The following is a 15,915-nucleotide window of genomic DNA, read 5'->3' as shown; positions in this document are numbered from 1 at the left end:
GCCGCGACGGCCCCGGCCACCTCACGGACTGAGCCGCTCCACCCGCCAGCCGCCGTCCGGCTCCGAGGTGTACCGGAGACGGTCGTGGAGCCGGTTCTCACGGCCCTGCCAGAACTCCACCGTCCGCGGCGCCACCCGGAAACCACCCCAGTGCGCGGGCACCGGCACCCGCTCCCCCTCCGGATGACGGGCCGCGAGCTCCGCGTACGAGGCCTCCAGCTCCGCGCGCGAGCCGATCACCGACGACTGGGCGCTCGCCCACGCGCCGAGCTGCGAACCGTGCGGGCGGGTGCGGAAGTACGCGGCCGTCTCGTCCCGGCCGGTGCGCCGCGCCACACCGTTCACGATCACCTGACGGGCCATCGTGTACCACGGGAACAGCAGCGAGACATGCGGATTCTCGGCGAGGTCGCCCGCCTTGCGGGAGTCGTAGTTCGTGTAGAAGACGAAGCCCGCCTCGTCGAAGTGCTTCAGCAGCACCGTGCGCGAACTCGGCCGGCCCTGCGCGTCCGCCGTCGAGACCACCATGGCGTTCGGCTCGAACAGCCGGCCCTCCGTCGCGGCCTGCTTGAACCAGCGCGCGAACTGCTCCCACGGCGTCGCGGCCAGGTCGGGCTCCGACAGCCCCGCCTCCCGGTAGTGCTTGCGCATCGCGGCGGGATCGGGCACACCGTGTTCGTCGGTCACCCGGTCATCCTGCCGTATACACGGCGGACCGTCGGTACGGGGCGTTCCTCACGTGGCGGCACCGAGTGCCGCCACAGCTCCCCAAGGATGTCACCCGGGGATATCGTGCAGATGCCGATCCGGTTGGGTGACCGCCCGCCTCACGGGGCATCACCCTCATGACCGCCCGGGACCGCGAGTCCGTAGCCGACCGTGGATCCTTTGGGCGATCACCCGTTTTCCCGCCCGAAACACGGTCACCACTACCGCACAACCGGTCCCCACCACCTCACCGGCCCCCACCGCCCCTCCGGTCCCCAACCGCACGCACACGTACACGGGGTGCCGCACCACTCCCGTGGCCCGCAACCATCTGTCGTACACATCCGAGGAGCCGCCTGATGTCCGACTTCGTACCCGGACTCGAGGGAGTCGTCGCGTTCGAGACGGAGATCGCCGAACCGGACAAGGAGGGCGGCGCCCTCCGGTACCGGGGTGTCGACGTCGAGGACCTGGTCGGTCACGTCTCGTTCGGGAACGTCTGGGGGCTGCTCGTCGACGGCGCCTTCAACCCCGGACTGCCGCCCGCCGAGCCCTTCCCCATCCCCGTCCACTCCGGGGACATCCGCGTCGACGTCCAGTCCGCCCTCGCCATGCTCGCCCCGGTCTGGGGCCTCAAACCCCTCCTCGACATCGATGCCGAACAGGCCCGCGAGGACCTCGCCCGTGCCGCCGTCATGGCCCTGTCCTACGTCGCCCAGTCCGCCCGCGGCCAGGGCCGCCCGATGGTTCCCCAGAGCGAGATCGACAAGGCCGGGACCGTCGTCGAGCGCTTCATGATCCGCTGGCGCGGCGAGCCCGACCCCAAGCACGTCGCCGCCGTCGACGCCTACTGGACCAGCGCCGCCGAACACGGCATGAACGCCTCCACCTTCACCGCCAGGGTCATCGCCTCCACCGGCGCCGACGTCGCGGCGGCCCTCTCCGGCGCGGTGGGAGCCATGAGCGGCCCCCTCCACGGCGGCGCCCCCTCCCGCGTCCTCGGCATGATCGAGGAGATCGAACGCACCGGCGACGCCGAGGCCTACGTCAAGCAGGCCCTCGACAGGGGCGAGCGCCTCATGGGCTTCGGCCACCGCGTCTACCGCGCCGAGGACCCCCGCGCCCGCGTCCTGCGCCGCACCGCCCGCGAACTCGGCGCACCCCGCTTCGAGGTCGCCGAGGCCCTGGAGAAGGCGGCCCTGGAGGAGCTCCACAACCGCCGCCCGGACCGGGTCCTGGCCACCAACGTCGAGTTCTGGGCGGCCATCATGCTCGACTTCGCCGAGGTCCCCGCCCACATGTTCACGTCCATGTTCACCTGCGCCCGCACGGCCGGGTGGTCCGCCCACATCCTCGAACAGAAGCGCACGGGCCGCCTGGTCCGCCCCTCGGCCCGCTACATCGGCCCGGGCCCCCGCGACCCCCGTTCCATCGAGGGCTTCGACGACATCGCCCGCTGACCCCGCGGAAGGCCCTTCGAACGCAGACGACCCGCGAGTCCGGTTCCTCCGAGGAGGGGCCGGCCGGACGTACCGGCGACTCGCGGGTCGGGTGACTGCTGGGATTGGGCCGGCTGCACGCGCCTTTCACGTGCGGGTCCGGCACCGCACAGAGCGTGGTGACGGGCCGCTAGCCCGCAGCCACCTCACGCGTCCGGTATTCATACATTCGCCGAACCACCTCCCTTCCGTGTACGCGCCACTTTAAGAAGCGATCCGGCGGCCTTCAACCGTTTTTTCCGAGAAGCTGACGGACTCCGGTTCCCGCTGGTCTCCGGGCTCCGCGCTAGCTTTCTGGGCATGGCGAAGAGGTGGGCTGTGCTGGGTGGGTCGGGGTTCGAGGAGTCGATCGGGTACGCGCGGGCCGTCGTCGACGGGGACCGGGTCCATGTGTCGGGGACGACGGGGTTCGACTACGCGACCATGGAGATCTCGGACGACGTCGTGGAGCAGGCCGAGCAGTGCCTGCGGAACGTGGGCGCGGCACTGGCGGCGGCCGGCTGTACGTTCGCGGATGTCGTGCGGGTGCGGTACCTCCTGCCGGAGCGCGCGGACTTCGAGCCGTGCTGGCCGGCGCTGCGCCGGGTGTTCGGGGAGGTGCGGCCGGCCGCGACGATGATGGTGTGCGGGCTGGCGGACGCGCGGATGAGGATCGAGATCGAGGTCGACGCGCGGCGCGGGCCCGTCGACGGGCTGCGGATCGAGGTCGTCGACGGGGAGCGGATGCTTCAGGAGTGGCGGCATGTGCACAACACCGTGGTGCCGCCGGGCGCGCTGTCCCTGGACGAGGTGCGGGAGCGGGGCGGGCGGTACCGGCTGGAGAACGCGTACGTCGGGGACGTGCTCGTGGGGTGCTCGACCGTGCGGCCGGCGGGGCAGGAGGGCGGGGCGGTGACCGTGATCGCCCGGGTGCTCCCGGAGTGGCGGGGGCGGGGGGCCGGGCGCCTGCTCTACGACAACGGGCTCGGGCACGCGCGCGTGCTGGGCGCCGAGGTGGTGGAGACCTGTGTGTCGGCGGCCAACCGGGACGGGCTGCGGTTCGCCGAGTCGCGTGGGTTCGTCGAGGTTGACCGGTATGTGCTCCCGGGGGACCGGCACGAGTGGGTTGACCTGCGGCTTTCGGTCATCGAGAGTTAGTGGGCGGTTGTCCCTCGGTTGGTGTGCGGTTTTCGCCGCGCAACGATTCCCGCAATCTTGTGGGAACCATGTGTGGGCTGCGTCACGTTCGAGTTGAATGATGGCAAGTGCACGAACCGACGCGCCGCTCGTGCTGACGCAGCCTGCAGGGGGTCCAGGTGAGTGCTTCCCGGCGTAGTGGGACCACGGACGAACTGGGACCGGACGAGCCCGGTCCCGGAGGTCCGGACGGCCCGGAGGGTCCCGAGGGGCCTGAGGGTCCGGACGGGCCTGAGGGCGCGGGCGGTCCGGACGGTCCGGGGAGTTCGGGCGGTTCGGAGCTGCTCACCGCCCTGCTGGACGGCATGGACGCGGCGCTGTGCGCCTTCGACGCCGACGGCGTCGTGACGCACTGGAACCGCGAGGCGGAGCGCATTCTCGGCTGGACGGCGCAGGAGGCGGTGGGCCGGCACGGCTTCGCCGGATGGGCGGTGCGCAGCGCCGACGCCGAGGAGGTCGAGGGGCGGCTGCTGTCCGCCATGAACGCGCCGGGCCGTCAGGTGCACGAGTTCGCGTTGCTGACGAAGGACGGCGGGCGGGTGCTCGTGCGGACGCAGTCGGCGGCGGTGCGGGGGCCGGAGGGCAAGCCCGCGGGGTTGTACTGCGCGTTCAGCGAGGTGCACGCGCAGATCGATCTGGAGCGGTCCATCGCGCTGAGCGAGGCGTTGTTCGAGGACGCGGGCTGGGGTGTCGTCCTGGTCGACGCGGATCTGCGGCCCGCCGTGGTGAACGCGCACGCGGCCCGCGCGCTGGGCATCGGGCGCACGTCCGCGCTGGGCCGGCCGCTGGGTGAGCTGCTGGCGCAGGGTGTGGAGGAGCTGGAGGGCGCGCTGACGCATGTGCTGGGCGAGGGCGCGCCGCCTGCCCCGGCCGAGATCTGGGTGAGTGTGCGCACGCCGGAGGGCGAGAAGCGGCGATGCTGGCGGAGCGGCTTTCTGCGGCTGGCCTCGCCGCTGGCCGAGGAGCCGGTTCCGCTCGGGGTGGGCTGGCTGTTCCAGGACGTGACGGAGGCGAAGCAGGGCGAGCAGGAGGCGGCGCTGCTGCGGTTCCGGAGCAATCAGCTGCACCGTGCGGCGCGTACGGCCGCCGACTGCGAGGACCCGGCGGAGGCGGCGACGGTCCATCTGGACTTCGCGCTGGCCGGTTTCGCGGACCACGCGCTGATCGACCGGGTGGCCGGCGGTGCGTGGTCGGAGGCGGAGCCGGTCGGTCCGGTGCGGCTGGTCCGGGTGGCGGGTACGCCCTCGGGCGCGCCGGGGCCGGCTCTGCTCTCGGGCCGCGCGGGGCTGCCCGCGCGGTACGGCGGGGGGCATCCGGCGGTGCAGTGCGTGGAGCGGGCCGGCACCGTCCGGGCGAGTGTCGGCAGTGTGTCGGCCGAGCAGGCGCGGGCGTGGGCGGTGTCCCGGCAGTGGCCGGCGGACTCCGTGCACGCGTTGTGCGCGGTGCTGCGCAGCAGGGGTCGGACGCTCGGTGTCGTGACGTTCCTGCGGGGCAGCGGGCGGAGCGCGTTCGAGCGTTCGGACACGGTGTACGCCGAGGATGTCGCCGTGCGTATCGGGGCGGCGCTGGACCTGGCGGGACTCCTGGAGGAGCGCCGGGACTGAGGGGCCCGGTCCCGGTCGGGCAGGTTCGATCAGGCCGGTCCTGGTCCCGGGCAGGTTCGATCAGGCCGGTCCGGTCCCGGGCAGGTTCGGTCGAGGCCGTTTCGATCAGCGCCCCGAGGGGCTCAGTGGCGGTAGAAGATCCGGTCCCCGTACTCCTCCAGCACCCGCCGGTTCCACTCGTGGCCTCCGTCGACGTTGCCCGAGCGCAGCAGCGGGGGCTCGATGCCGCGTTCGGCGAGGTCGACGGCCGCCGTGGCCATGACGGCCTGGAGGAGGGCGGAGGTCACCACGGTGGAGGCGGGGGCGAAGGGGGCGGGGACGGCGTCGTGGGTGAGCTCCGCGTCGCCGACCGCGATCTTCGAGTCGAGGACGATGTCGCAGTGGTCCCTGAGGTACGTGCCGGAGGAGTGCCGCGACGAGGTCTCGCCGGCGTAGGCGACGGAGGTCACGCCGATCACCCGGACGCCGAGCGCGCGGGCGCCGAGCGCCATCTCCACGGGGAGGGCGTTGCGGCCGGACAGCGAGATGATCACGAGGGCGTCGCCCGCGCGCAGAGGCGAGGAGTCCAGGACGGCGGTGGCGAGGCCGTCCACGCGCTCCAGGGCGGAGCCGAGCGTGGCGGGCATGACGTCCACGCCGACGACGCCGGGTACGACGAGCAGGTTCATCAGCGCGAGCCCGCCGGCGCGGTAGACGACGTCCTGGGCGGCGAGCGAGGAGTGCCCGGCGCCGAAGGCGAAGAGCCGGCCGCCGGAGGCGACGGTGTCGGCCAGGAGCGCCCCGGCGGCGGCGACCGTCTCGGTCTCCTCCGCGCGGACGCGCTGCAGCAGACCGATCGCGGCGTCGAGGTACCGGTCGGCCGGCGTGCTGTCGCCCATATGAGCTCCTTCGCTCCGCTTTCGCGCTGTCGCACTGTGTCGCGGATCACCGTGCGGTCTGGACCAGTGAGATGTCAATACGGGAGTGGGGGCGGCGCTCGTGCGTGCGCAGTGGGGGTCGTGCACCAGCATGAAGCCCCCGGGTTTCGGCGGCGCGGCACGGTTGTCGGTGCTATCCGGCAGAATTGATGCCAGGGCCAGCGCACGCGCCGGAGAGCGGTCGAGCCTCCGGAAGAGCTAATCGAGGGGCACGTATGTCCGGACTGATCGACACCACGGAGATGTATCTCCGCACCATCCTCGAGCTGGAGGAGGAAGGTGTGGTCCCCATGCGTGCCCGCATCGCCGAGCGGCTGGACCAGAGCGGGCCGACGGTGAGCCAGACGGTGGCGCGCATGGAGCGCGACGGCCTGGTGTCCGTGGCCAGCGACCGGCACCTGGAGTTCACGGACGAGGGCCGCCGGCTGGCCACACGGGTGATGCGCAAGCACCGCCTCGCGGAGTGCCTGCTGGTCGACGTGATCGGCCTGGAGTGGGAGCAGGTGCACGCCGAGGCCTGCCGCTGGGAGCACGTGATGAGCGAGGCGGTGGAGCGCCGGGTCCTGGAGCTGCTGCGTCACCCCACCGAGTCGCCGTACGGCAACCCGATCCCGGGTCTGGAGGAGCTGGGCGAGAAGGACGGTGCCGATCCGTTCCTGGACGAGGGCATGGTCTCGCTGGCCGACCTCGACCCGGGACTGGAGGGCAAGACCGTGGTCGTACGCCGTATCGGTGAGCCGATCCAGACGGACGCGCAGCTGATGTACACGCTGCGCCGGGCGGGTGTGCAGCCCGGTTCGGTGGTGAGCGTGACGGAGTCGGCGGGTGGCGTCCTGGTCGGCAGCGGCGGCGAGGCGGCCGAACTGGAGTCGGACGTGGCGTCCCACGTCTTCGTCGCCAAGCGCTGAGCTCTCAACTCGCCGGAGGCGAAGGGCAGTTGTGTGTCCCGGTCGACCTCCGCGGGGGTGGGCCGCGGCCTCTGGTCGATCTCGTCGAATCCTGGACTCGGTATGCCGAATCGCAGCGCCGGGCCGTCGGGCGTGCCAGGCTGTCGCCTGAGCGGAGGGCCTGAGGGGGCGGGGTGGGGATGTGCCGAGTCGTGTGGAGGGCCCCGGCGCCGTGCGGCGCCGGGGCCTGTCCTCCCCTGTTCCGACCCGGAGCCCCGAGCTCCCAGGGTCGGCCCCTTCGGACCGTTTTTCCCCGAGCGGTCCGCCTCCCGCTGAAGATCTCCCCTGGGGCGCCGGGATCATTCCTGGAGCGGCGTCACTCAAACGAGGGGTGTTGGCCGCAGAAAGCCCATTCTCGAATGCCCATTCGATAGTCTGCCGTGACAGAACCGGTCGCGAGGGGTGCGCGGTACGACCAGTACGACAAGTGGAGCCGGTGGCGCCGGCAGGGGTAGTACAGCCGTAGGGCGAACAGCACGACCACGACCAGCGCAGGTACGAGCGGGTCCGAGCGGAGCTTGGGGGGTGCCGGCACCAATGGCGCGACGCATCGACGTGACCGGGGCGGGCGGGGTACGACTCGCGGCCTGGGAGTTCGGCGACCCGCCCAAATCCGGCCCCGACCCGGTGGAGTCCGGCCCCGGCCGGGAAGCGCTCCCCGACCCCGTTCCGGCGGAGTCCGGCCCCGGCACCGCCCCCGCGCCGGCCGGTCCCCACCCGTCGCCCGGCGTGCTGTTACTGCACGGCCTGATGGGCCGCGCCTCGCACTGGGCCTCCACCGCCCGCTGGCTGTCCGGACGTCACCGCGCCGTGGCGCTCGACCAGCGCGGTCACGGCCAGAGCGAGAAGCCCCCGCAGGCCGAGTACACCCGCGAGGCGTACGTCGACGACGCCGAGGCCGCCCTCGAACAGCTCGGCCTCGCCCCCGCCGTCCTGATCGGCCATGCCATGGGCGCGCTCACCGCCTGGCAGCTCGCCGCCAAACGCCCCGACCTGGTCGGTGGAGTGATCATCTGCGACATGCGGGCCTCAGCGCTCGGCGCGGCCTCGCAGCGCGAGTGGGCCGACTGGTTCGCCTCCTGGCCCGTCCCCTTCACCACCCTGGCCGACGTCCGCAAGTGGTTCGGCGAGGACGACCCCTGGGTGGAGCGGCCGAATCCCGCCCGTGGCACGTTCTACGCCGAGGTGATGCACGAGTCGCCGGACGGCTGGCGTCCGGTCTTCGACATCGGGCAGATGCTGCGATCCCGCGAGACCTGGGTGTACGACGCCCACTGGGACGAGCTGGCGCAGGTGCGCTGCCCCGCCCTGGTCGTCCGTGGCCTCGACGGCGAGCTGGGCCGGGCCGAGGCCCAGGAGATGGTCCGCGTCCTGCCCCGCGGGGAGTACGCCGAGGTCGCCGACGCCGGCCATCTCGTCCACTACGACCAGCCGGAGGCGTGGCGCGCCGCGATCGAGCCGTTCCTGGAGTCGGCGTTCGACGCCTGACCGGCGCCCCGGCCCACGCGCCCCCCGGGGGCGCCTCCCCGCGCCCGTTCAGTGCCGCGCGTCGGCCAGGTCGAGGACGCCACAGCCCGGTGGCCCGCTCGTCCGCCTCGGAGCCGGGCAGACCGCGCGGCTCGCCCGTGCACGAGGGGCGTCCCCTGGCCGGGCCCTGAGCGGAGAACCCTGAGCGGAGCCCCGTTCCGTGGACCCGGTCAGCGGTCCCGTCCGCAGGCGTACGAGAGCGGGGAGACCAACTCCTCGGCGTCCGGCAGCCAGCGGTTGGCGGGCGTGGGGCGGCAGGCCCACTGGACGGCGCCGCGGGAGCCGTAACGGGTCGGCGGCGCGGCCACGAACCCGCCCTCGCCGAGGGCGGTCAGGTCGAGCGAACCGATCGACCAGCCCAGCTTCCGGACCAGATCGGGAACCTTCACCGACGCGCCCGGCAGCACGAAGAACTGCATCCGCCGGTCCGGCGCCAGCGTCACCGGTCCCAGCGTCAGCTCCATCCGCTCCATGCGGGCGAGGGCCAGGAACCCGGCGGTCTCCGGCACGGAGATCGCGTCGAAGGTCCGGCCCGTGGGCAGCAGGATCGACGCGTTCGGCTGCTTCTGCCACATCCGCCGCGCGACCGTCGCGCTGCCGGTGGCCTGCGTCTCCCAGTCCGGCCGTGCGGGGTGCGCCCCCGGCGCACCGCACGCGGCGTCGCCGCAGGAGCAGCGCTGCACTCCACCGACGTTCTCCAGCCAGGTGCCGGGGCACACGTCCCAGTGGCGCTCCTCGGCGTAGCGAACGGCGGTCTCCAGCAGCGATTCCCCGCGCTGCTTCGGAATCTGTGCGGCTTCGGTGGCCGGGATCGTCTCTTCCACGCTGAACACAACTCCCAGCCCCACCCCGGGTTACGGCCGGACCGCGCGCGGGGGAGGAGCATCGATTCGGCATTCGGGGCGCATGGGTGCATGTCCGGGGGCGCGCAGGAGGAACGGCGGCGGGAGCTGGGTAGCCAGGTGTGGGGTCGGCAACCGCCTGTACCCCGGCAATCCTCGCATGCCTCGCATTTTCGTTATGTCCGCGGGGCATTGATCTTCACGGCCGGAACTCCCCGCTCCCGCAGGGCGGAGGGCTCGGGTCGTGGAAGACACGACAACTCGGTGTGCGGGCAGGCACCGCAGCCTCAGGGGGTACGCCATGGCCGCAAGGCCTCTCGTCGCACGGCAGCCGAACGAACGGCTGCAAGCGCTCATCCAGGAAGCGGGTTGCTCGAACGCCGGACTCGCCCGGCGGGTCAACATGTGCGGCGCCGAGCACGGTCTCGACCTGCGCTACGACAAGACGTCCGTGGCCCGCTGGCTGCGTGGACAGCAGCCGCGGGGCCGTGCGCCGGCGATCATCGCCGAGGCACTCGGCCGCAAACTCGGCCGTACGGTCACGATCGACGAGATCGGCATGGCCAACGGCAAGAACCTCGCCTCGGGGGTCGGCCTCCAGTTCTCGCCGACGGTACTGGGAGCCATCGAGCAGGTCTGCGAGCTGTGGCGCAGCGACGTCGGGCGCCGGGACTTCCTGTCCGGTTCGTCCGTCGCCGCCTCCGCGCTGGTCGAGCCGAGCCGCGACTGGCTGATCTCCGCGCCCGACGCGCAGGTGGCGCGCTCGGCCGGCCCGCGCGTGGGCGAGTCGGACGTCGCGGCCGTGCGGGCGATGACGCAGGCGCTGGTCGACCTGGACCACCAGTACGGCAGCGGGCATGTGCGCCCCGTCGTCGTGCACTACCTCAACAGCGTCGTCTCCGGGCTGCTCGCCGGCTCCTACCGGGAGACCGTCGGACGCGAACTCTTCGCCGCCGTCGCCCGGTTGACCGAGCTCGCCGGGTACATGGCGGTCGACACAGGGCAGCCGGGCCTGGCCCAGCGGTACTACATCCAGGCGCTGCGGCTCGCGCAGGCCGCCGGTGACCGCGGTTACGGCGGCTATGTGCTCGCCGCGTCCATGAGCCACCTGGCCGCGCAGCTCGGAAACCCGCGGGAGATCGCCCAGTTGGCGAGAGCGGCGCAGGAGGGGGCGCGAGGGCGCGTGACCCCGCGTGCGGAGGCCATGTTCCTCGCCGCCGAGGCACGCGGCCACGCCCTGCTCGGCGACGCGCGCGCCGCCCAGGCGGCCGCCGGGCGGGCGGTGACCGCCATGGACCAGGCGGACGGCACCTCCGGCGACGACCCCGTCTGGATCGCGCACTTCGACGAGGCGTACCTCGCCGACGAACTGGCCCACTGCCACCGCGACCTCGGCCAGGCCGAGGCGGCGGCCCGCTGCGCGCAGGAGTCCCTCGACGGCCACCCCGAGTCCCGGGCGCGCAGACGGGCGATCGGCTATGTGCTGCTCGCCACGGCACAGGTGCAGCAGCGCGAGATCGAGCAGGCCTGCCACACGGGGCTGAAGGCGGTCGAACTGCTGGAGACCCTCCGCTCCAACCGGGGCGCCGAGTACCTGGAGGACTTCCAGCAGCGGCTGGAGCCGTTCCAGGAGGAGTCCGTGGTAAGGGAGTTCGGGGCCCGGCTGGATCTCCAGGCGGCCGCGTGAAGAATGCCTCGCGCGGGCGTGACCGCGCGCAGAACGAGGAGCCCGGGAGCCGGGGGTGACATAAGCAGCGTGGCGCGGGCCGGTTCTGTTACAGCGGTCACAGGGCGGGAGGTCAGGTCCCGTGCTGCGTGGCAACCCGCTCGGGGGACCCGGTAGCGTGAGCCGACGATTCCGATGGTCCCCCTTTCGTAGGAGTCCCGGTGACGCAGAGTGGACAGGGCGAGGAGCCCTCGGCGCGGCCCGCGCGCGAAGGCATCGTGCTGCCCTCCGACGGTGGCGAACCGCTGCTGCCGGGTATGACGGGCGGTCTCGCCGACGGGCCCGCCGGGCCGCGGCACGGGGCCGCTCAGGGTGGTCCCGCCCCGGCCTCGGCGCCGCCCGGCGGCCAGGCATGGGGCCAGCCGTGGGGTCCCGAGCAGCACCAGGCCCCGGCGCCGCCGCAGGGCCAGGACTGGCAGAGCCCGCCCGCCGACGCGTGGCAGGCGCAGCAGCCGGCCCCGTGGGCGGCGCAGGACCAGCCGGGCGCGCTCCCGCAGGAGGGGGTGCCCGGTCCGTCGTACGGCGACGCCGCGCAGGCGTCCTACGGGGCCTACGGGATGCCGCTGCCGCCGGCCGACGACGGGGCGACCCAGTACATACCGCCGGTCCCGGCCATGCCCGCCGATGAGGGGGCAACGCAGTACATCCCGCCGGTCGGCGGTCAGTACCCCGTCCCGGGCGGGCCCGGCGACGACGGTGCCACCCAGTACATCCCGCCCGTCCCGGCCGACGCCGGCCACTACCTGCCGCCCATGGCCTCCGGCCCGGCCCCCGTGGACGAGGGCGCCACGCAGTACATACCGCCGGTCGGGCCCGGAGCCCTGCCGCCCGAGATGCCGTCCGTCGGACGGACGGACCGGCCCGCCGGGACGACGGCCTACCTCGGCCGGTCCCAGGAGGGCGTCGGAGCGGCCGGACCCGTGCCGTCCGGATCCGACGCCGACGCCACGCAGTACATCCCGCCGGTGCCCGGGCAGGGGATGTACGGGGAGCGTCAGCCGCCCGCCGAGTTCGACAACCTCTTCCGCGGCGGGCCCGACGGCGGCCAGGCCGGCGCCACCCAGCACATGCCCCGCTACCAGGGGCCGCCGAGCACCGGCCGCGCCGCCCCGCAGCCGTCCTACGACACTCCCGGTCCGTCGCAGGGGCGGCGGGCTTCGCGGGACTCCCGCGGCGGCGGCCGCACCGGCTCCAAGGTGCCGCTCATCGCGGCCTGCGGCGTCGCCATCGCCGTGGTCGGCATCGGGGCCGGCGCGTTGCTCGCGGGGGGCGGCGGTGAGCAGGACGGCGACGATCCCAAGCCCGTCGCCGCCTCGGCCCCGGCCACGACGCCGCAGACCTCCGGCCCGCCCGCCGCCGACCCGGCGAAGGAGCAGGCCGTCGCCCTGGACAAGCTGCTCGCCGACAGCGGTGACAGCAGGGCCACGGTGATCAGCGCCGTCGCTCAAGTGAAGTCCTGCGACAACCTCGCCCAGGCCGCCAAGGACCTGCGTGGAGCCGCCGAGCAGCGCAAGGGCCTGGTCACCAGCCTGGCCGGGCTCTCCGTCGACAAGCTGCCCGACCACGCCACGCTGACAGACGCGCTCAACAAGGCGTGGAAGGCCTCCGAGTCGGCCGACAACCACTACGCGGCGTGGGCCGACCAGGTCGCCGGGCAGAAGGGCAAGCTCTGCAAGAAGGGGCAGGCCCGCAGCACCGGCCAGACCGCCGCCGGCAACCGGGAGAGCGGCATCGCCACGGCGCAGAAGGCCGAGGCGGCGAGGCTGTGGAACACGATCGCCCGGACCTACGGTCTGACCGAGCGCCAGCCGACCCAGCTGTGAGGTGACGGGCCGGGGCGCCGGGAGGTCAGTCCTGGTTCCCGGTGCCCTGAAGGGTCTCCGTCACGTCGATGGAGCCCTGGCGGTCCGCCACCAGCTGGCCCTCCTTGACCTTCTGGAGGGTCACGTCGGTGTTGACCAGGCGCGGCAGGCCCACGGAGGCCAGCACGTCCTGGAACTGCCAGCGCAGGGTCGGCGTGAGCCCGCCCGTGGTGACCTTGAAGCCGTCGTCGAGGGTGCGCCGTAGCGTGTCGGCGGTGACCTCGCTCTCGCCGAGCGACTTCACGACGGCCTCCAGGACGGTGTACGCGATCCAGGTGGTCTGCACGCCCGCGTCCGCGGGGTCGATCCGGGTGTCGGTGAAGGCCTGTTCGCGGATGACCCTCTTCATGCCGTTCCAGCGCTTGTCGGTCTCCACCGGGTACCAGCCGGTGATGTACGCCCCCTCGTACGGGCTCGACGCGCCACCGGTGGCGTCGATGACCGTCTGGTCGACGCTGCCGAGGACGGTGCCCGTGCGCACGTCGGGGTATTCCTCGCGGTCGCGCCGGAAGGAGTCCATGAAGGTGTTGGTGCGGTCGCCGAGCGCCGGCACCACACAGCCCCGCTTCCCCGGGTCCTCGGTGGCCCGGGCCAGGGACTGCTGGGACTGCGTGGAGAACTCGGTGGCGTCCTCGGCCGCCCGGAGGTCCGTCACGTCCGTGTGACCGCCCGCCTCCAGGCCCGAGTTGAGCAGATTGGGAAGTTCGTCACCCGCGATGGTGTCGGGCCTGACCAGTGTGACGGGGCCGCAGTCGCTCGCGAGCTGCGTGCCGAGACCGGCCAGGAGGGCGGGCTGGCCGCCGTTGACCGGGTAGGACAGCGGGCTGGTGAACTCGGCGTTCGTGATGCCGTAGCCACCTATGTACGGTATGCCCGCTCCCTCCAGGATCGGGAAGAACGTGTCGGCGAACTGGCTGTAGGAGCCGACGACCGCGGCGACCTTCTCCTCGACCGCGCGGCGTGCGCACTTCGCGGCGTGCACGCTGTCGTTGCGGTCGTTGCACATCACGACCTTGAGCTTGCGCCCGTCGATCCCGCCGTTGGCGTTGACGTGGCGGGCGTAGGCGAGCGCCAGGGCCGGCATGCCGGGCTTGTTCGTGGTGTTGGTCTCCTGCGGCGCCCAGGTCATGACCGTGATCGGGTCGTCCCCGGCCCCGCCGGGCAGGCCCGGGACGACCCCGCATCCGACGGTGAGTGAGGCGCACGCCACGAGGGCACCCACCGCGCGCAGGGTTCTGGCGGGCCCGGTGAGTGCGGGGAGGAGCGTGCTGCGGATGTGTCGCCTGCCGGTCATGGACCCACACGATTCCGCCACATCACTAACCTCTGAGTGACCCTTGTTCAATGAGAGGTGACATCCAGGTGAATTGCGGGGTCCTGTGAACAGCGCGTTTCGAGGAACGTACGATCGATGACCGTGCAAGGTGTGCAAGGAGTGCAAGGTTCGGTGAACCCTTCCCGTCGCGGGCATCGCTCATCCACGATGGGTGGCATGCCACTGAACGACATGCCGTGGTGGCGCTGGCGCAGCAATGTGCGCTCCGCGCTGCACATGCTTTCCGATCCGGTGTTCCAGCGGGACGTCTGGCTCGCGGGCGTCGAGGGGTACGGGGACGTCACCGACGCCGTGTACCGCCTGGTCGAGGACACCTGGCTCGATCACTGGTCCGCAGAGAAATACGTCGGGACGATATTCCGCGACTCGCAGGAGGCCGCGCTGGTCGACACCGCGGTACTGCGGGTGCTGCGGATCATGCACCAGGTCGGCCCGGACGCGCCGGTCTCCTCGTACATGGAGCATCCGGCCTGGCCGGAAGCGGTGCGGGCGGCTCGGGACGCGCATGTGCGGATGGCGGTGAGTGACGGCGACGACCCCGAGGGGGCGCCGCGGACGCTCGAGGTGCTGCGGATCGTGACGCGGTCGGCGTAGGCGGCCAGGGCCGTAGCGGCCGGGGTCGTAGGTGGCCGGGGCCGTACGCGGTCGGGGTCGCCGGTTTCGTTTCTGCTCGCTCAGGTCCGTGTGGGACCCTGTGGTGCATGAACGAGCAGCCCAACCGAGCCCCGGCCGAGGCGGCCGACCAGTACGTCATCACCCTGTCGTGCCCGGACAAAAAGGGCATCGTGCACGCCGTGTCGAGCTATCTGTTCATGACCGGCTGCAACATCGAGGACAGCCAGCAGTTCGGCGACCACGACACGGGGCTGTTCTTCATGCGGGTCCACTTCTCGGCGGAGGCGCCGGTGACGGTGGAGAAACTGCGGGCCAGCTTCGCGGCGATCGGTGACTCGTTCCAGATGGAGTGGCAGATCAACCGGGCCGACGACAAGATGCGCGTTCTGTTGATGGTGAGCAGGTTCGGGCACTGCCTGAACGATCTGCTGTTCCGGGCGCGGACGGGTGCGCTGCCCGTGGAGATCGCCGGGGTGGTGTCCAACCACACCGAGTTCGCCGAGCTGGTGGGTACTTACGGGATTCCGTTCCACCACATCCCGGTCACGAAGGACAACAAGTCCCAGGCGGAGGCCCGGCTGTTGGAGATCGTGCGGGAGGAGGGCGTGGAGCTGGTCGTCCTGGCCCGCTACATGCAGGTGCTCTCCGACGACCTGTGCAAGCAGCTGAGCGGGCGGATCATCAACATCCACCACTCGTTCCTGCCCAGCTTCAAGGGTGCCAAGCCGTACCACCAGGCGCATGCGCGGGGTGTGAAGCTGATCGGCGCGACGGCGCACTATGTCACGGCGGATCTGGACGAGGGGCCGATCATCGAGCAGGAGGTCGAGCGGGTGCGGCACGACGTCACTCCGGATCAGCTGGTCGGGATCGGGCGTGACGTGGAGTGCCAGGCGCTGGCGCGGGCCGTGAAGTGGCACGCGGAGCGGCGCATCCTGCTGAACGGGCGTCGGACCGTCGTGTTCGCCTAGGCGCGGGCGGGTGCCGGGTGTTGCCTGCGGCGCCTGTGGTTGTCCGGTGGGGGGTTGCTGTCGCGCCTCGGGTGGTGGGTGCGTCGGGGCCGGGCCGGGGGGTGTCCGTCCTCGGAACGGCGCGGAATCGGTCTCTCACCGACTTACCCGGGTTGACGCGCCAACCGCTGCGGGCGGACACCCCC

General features: G+C 72.3%; 13 protein-coding genes. 9 read left to right on the top strand and 4 right to left on the bottom strand.

Features of this window, described 5'->3' with window-relative positions:
- Positions 1-21: 21 nt before the first annotated feature.
- Positions 22-687 (bottom strand): pyridoxamine 5'-phosphate oxidase, encoded by a 666-nt coding sequence (pdxH, locus tag ACWCPM_RS22020; protein ID WP_450977929.1) that lies wholly within the window; start codon positions 685-687, stop codon positions 22-24.
- A gap of 380 nt (positions 688-1,067) precedes the next feature.
- Here pdxH and ACWCPM_RS22015 point away from each other — a divergent pair, with 380 nt between their 5' ends.
- From ACWCPM_RS22015 to ACWCPM_RS22005, 3 genes are all read left to right on the top strand, one after another.
- Positions 1,068-2,168 carry a citrate synthase 2 gene (locus ACWCPM_RS22015; RefSeq protein WP_450977928.1) on the top strand — a complete coding sequence of 367 codons (1,101 nt, stop codon included), beginning with the start codon at positions 1,068-1,070 and terminating at the stop codon, positions 2,166-2,168.
- 339 nt (positions 2,169-2,507) lie between these two features.
- Positions 2,508-3,344, top strand: a complete 837-nt coding sequence (locus tag ACWCPM_RS22010; protein WP_450977927.1) for a GNAT family N-acetyltransferase — start codon at positions 2,508-2,510, stop codon at positions 3,342-3,344.
- Between the two features lie 158 nt (positions 3,345-3,502).
- Positions 3,503-4,987 (top strand): PAS domain-containing protein, encoded by a 1,485-nt coding sequence (locus ACWCPM_RS22005; protein ID WP_450977926.1) that lies wholly within the window; start codon positions 3,503-3,505, stop codon positions 4,985-4,987.
- A gap of 122 nt (positions 4,988-5,109) precedes the next feature.
- Here the strand turns inward: ACWCPM_RS22005 and ACWCPM_RS22000 are convergent, their stop codons facing one another.
- The gene (locus ACWCPM_RS22000; protein ID WP_450977925.1) at positions 5,110-5,865 is read right to left on the bottom strand and encodes an SIS domain-containing protein; all 756 of its coding nucleotides are present in this window, start codon (positions 5,863-5,865) and stop codon (positions 5,110-5,112) included.
- Between the two features lie 254 nt (positions 5,866-6,119).
- Here ACWCPM_RS22000 and ACWCPM_RS21995 point away from each other — a divergent pair, with 254 nt between their 5' ends.
- Together ACWCPM_RS21995 and ACWCPM_RS21990 are read left to right on the top strand one after the other, a co-directional pair.
- The gene (locus ACWCPM_RS21995) at positions 6,120-6,812 is read left to right on the top strand and encodes a metal-dependent transcriptional regulator (protein WP_053760862.1); all 693 of its coding nucleotides are present in this window, start codon (positions 6,120-6,122) and stop codon (positions 6,810-6,812) included.
- A gap of 576 nt (positions 6,813-7,388) precedes the next feature.
- On the top strand, positions 7,389-8,339 hold the full coding sequence (locus ACWCPM_RS21990; RefSeq protein ID WP_450977924.1) for an alpha/beta fold hydrolase: 951 nt from the start codon (positions 7,389-7,391) through the stop codon (positions 8,337-8,339).
- 209 nt (positions 8,340-8,548) lie between these two features.
- Here ACWCPM_RS21990 and ACWCPM_RS21985 read toward each other — a convergent pair whose 3' ends face one another.
- On the bottom strand, positions 8,549-9,211 hold the full coding sequence (locus ACWCPM_RS21985; protein WP_450977923.1) for a bifunctional DNA primase/polymerase: 663 nt from the start codon (positions 9,209-9,211) through the stop codon (positions 8,549-8,551).
- A 310-nt stretch (positions 9,212-9,521) separates the two neighbouring features.
- Here ACWCPM_RS21985 and ACWCPM_RS21980 point away from each other — a divergent pair, with 310 nt between their 5' ends.
- The gene (locus ACWCPM_RS21980; protein ID WP_450977922.1) at positions 9,522-10,907 is read left to right on the top strand and encodes a transcriptional regulator; all 1,386 of its coding nucleotides are present in this window, start codon (positions 9,522-9,524) and stop codon (positions 10,905-10,907) included.
- Positions 10,908-11,107: 200 nt separating this feature from the next.
- Positions 11,108-12,769, top strand: a complete 1,662-nt coding sequence (locus ACWCPM_RS21975) for a hypothetical protein (protein ID WP_450977921.1) — start codon at positions 11,108-11,110, stop codon at positions 12,767-12,769.
- Positions 12,770-12,794: 25 nt separating this feature from the next.
- On the opposite strand, the gene ACWCPM_RS21970 is transcribed toward ACWCPM_RS21975, so the two are convergent.
- Positions 12,795-14,102 (bottom strand): ABC transporter substrate-binding protein, encoded by a 1,308-nt coding sequence (locus ACWCPM_RS21970; RefSeq protein ID WP_450977920.1) that lies wholly within the window; start codon positions 14,100-14,102, stop codon positions 12,795-12,797.
- A gap of 189 nt (positions 14,103-14,291) precedes the next feature.
- Here ACWCPM_RS21970 and ACWCPM_RS21965 point away from each other — a divergent pair, with 189 nt between their 5' ends.
- Complete coding sequence (locus ACWCPM_RS21965; protein ID WP_450978029.1) at positions 14,292-14,738, top strand: SCO4402 family protein; 447 nt, start codon at positions 14,292-14,294, stop codon at positions 14,736-14,738.
- Between the two features lie 107 nt (positions 14,739-14,845).
- Complete coding sequence (gene purU / locus ACWCPM_RS21960; RefSeq protein WP_450977919.1) at positions 14,846-15,730, top strand: formyltetrahydrofolate deformylase; 885 nt, start codon at positions 14,846-14,848, stop codon at positions 15,728-15,730.
- Positions 15,731-15,915 lie beyond the last annotated feature (185 nt).

It is taken from the genome of Streptomyces sp. NPDC002309 (assembly GCF_053593375.1).
Note: the sequence above shows the minus strand (reverse complement) of the source record. Positions and strands in the feature narration are given on the sequence as shown.

What these genes read in the sequence shown, in the direction of transcription:
- ACWCPM_RS21970 (WP_450977920.1), bottom strand. Translation starts at nt 14,102, where the DNA reads ATGACCGGCAGGCGACACATCCGCAGCACGCTCCTCCCCGCACTCACC.
- purU (WP_450977919.1), top strand. Translation starts at nt 14,846, where the DNA reads ATGAACGAGCAGCCCAACCGAGCCCCGGCCGAGGCGGCCGACCAGTAC.
- ACWCPM_RS22015 (WP_450977928.1), top strand. Translation starts at nt 1,068, where the DNA reads ATGTCCGACTTCGTACCCGGACTCGAGGGAGTCGTCGCGTTCGAGACG.
- ACWCPM_RS22010 (WP_450977927.1), top strand. Translation starts at nt 2,508, where the DNA reads ATGGCGAAGAGGTGGGCTGTGCTGGGTGGGTCGGGGTTCGAGGAGTCG.
- ACWCPM_RS21995 (WP_053760862.1), top strand. Translation starts at nt 6,120, where the DNA reads ATGTCCGGACTGATCGACACCACGGAGATGTATCTCCGCACCATCCTC.
- ACWCPM_RS22000 (WP_450977925.1), bottom strand. Translation starts at nt 5,865, where the DNA reads ATGGGCGACAGCACGCCGGCCGACCGGTACCTCGACGCCGCGATCGGT.
- ACWCPM_RS21990 (WP_450977924.1), top strand. Translation starts at nt 7,389, where the DNA reads ATGGCGCGACGCATCGACGTGACCGGGGCGGGCGGGGTACGACTCGCG.
- ACWCPM_RS21980 (WP_450977922.1), top strand. Translation starts at nt 9,522, where the DNA reads ATGGCCGCAAGGCCTCTCGTCGCACGGCAGCCGAACGAACGGCTGCAA.
- ACWCPM_RS21965 (WP_450978029.1), top strand. Translation starts at nt 14,292, where the DNA reads ATGGGTGGCATGCCACTGAACGACATGCCGTGGTGGCGCTGGCGCAGC.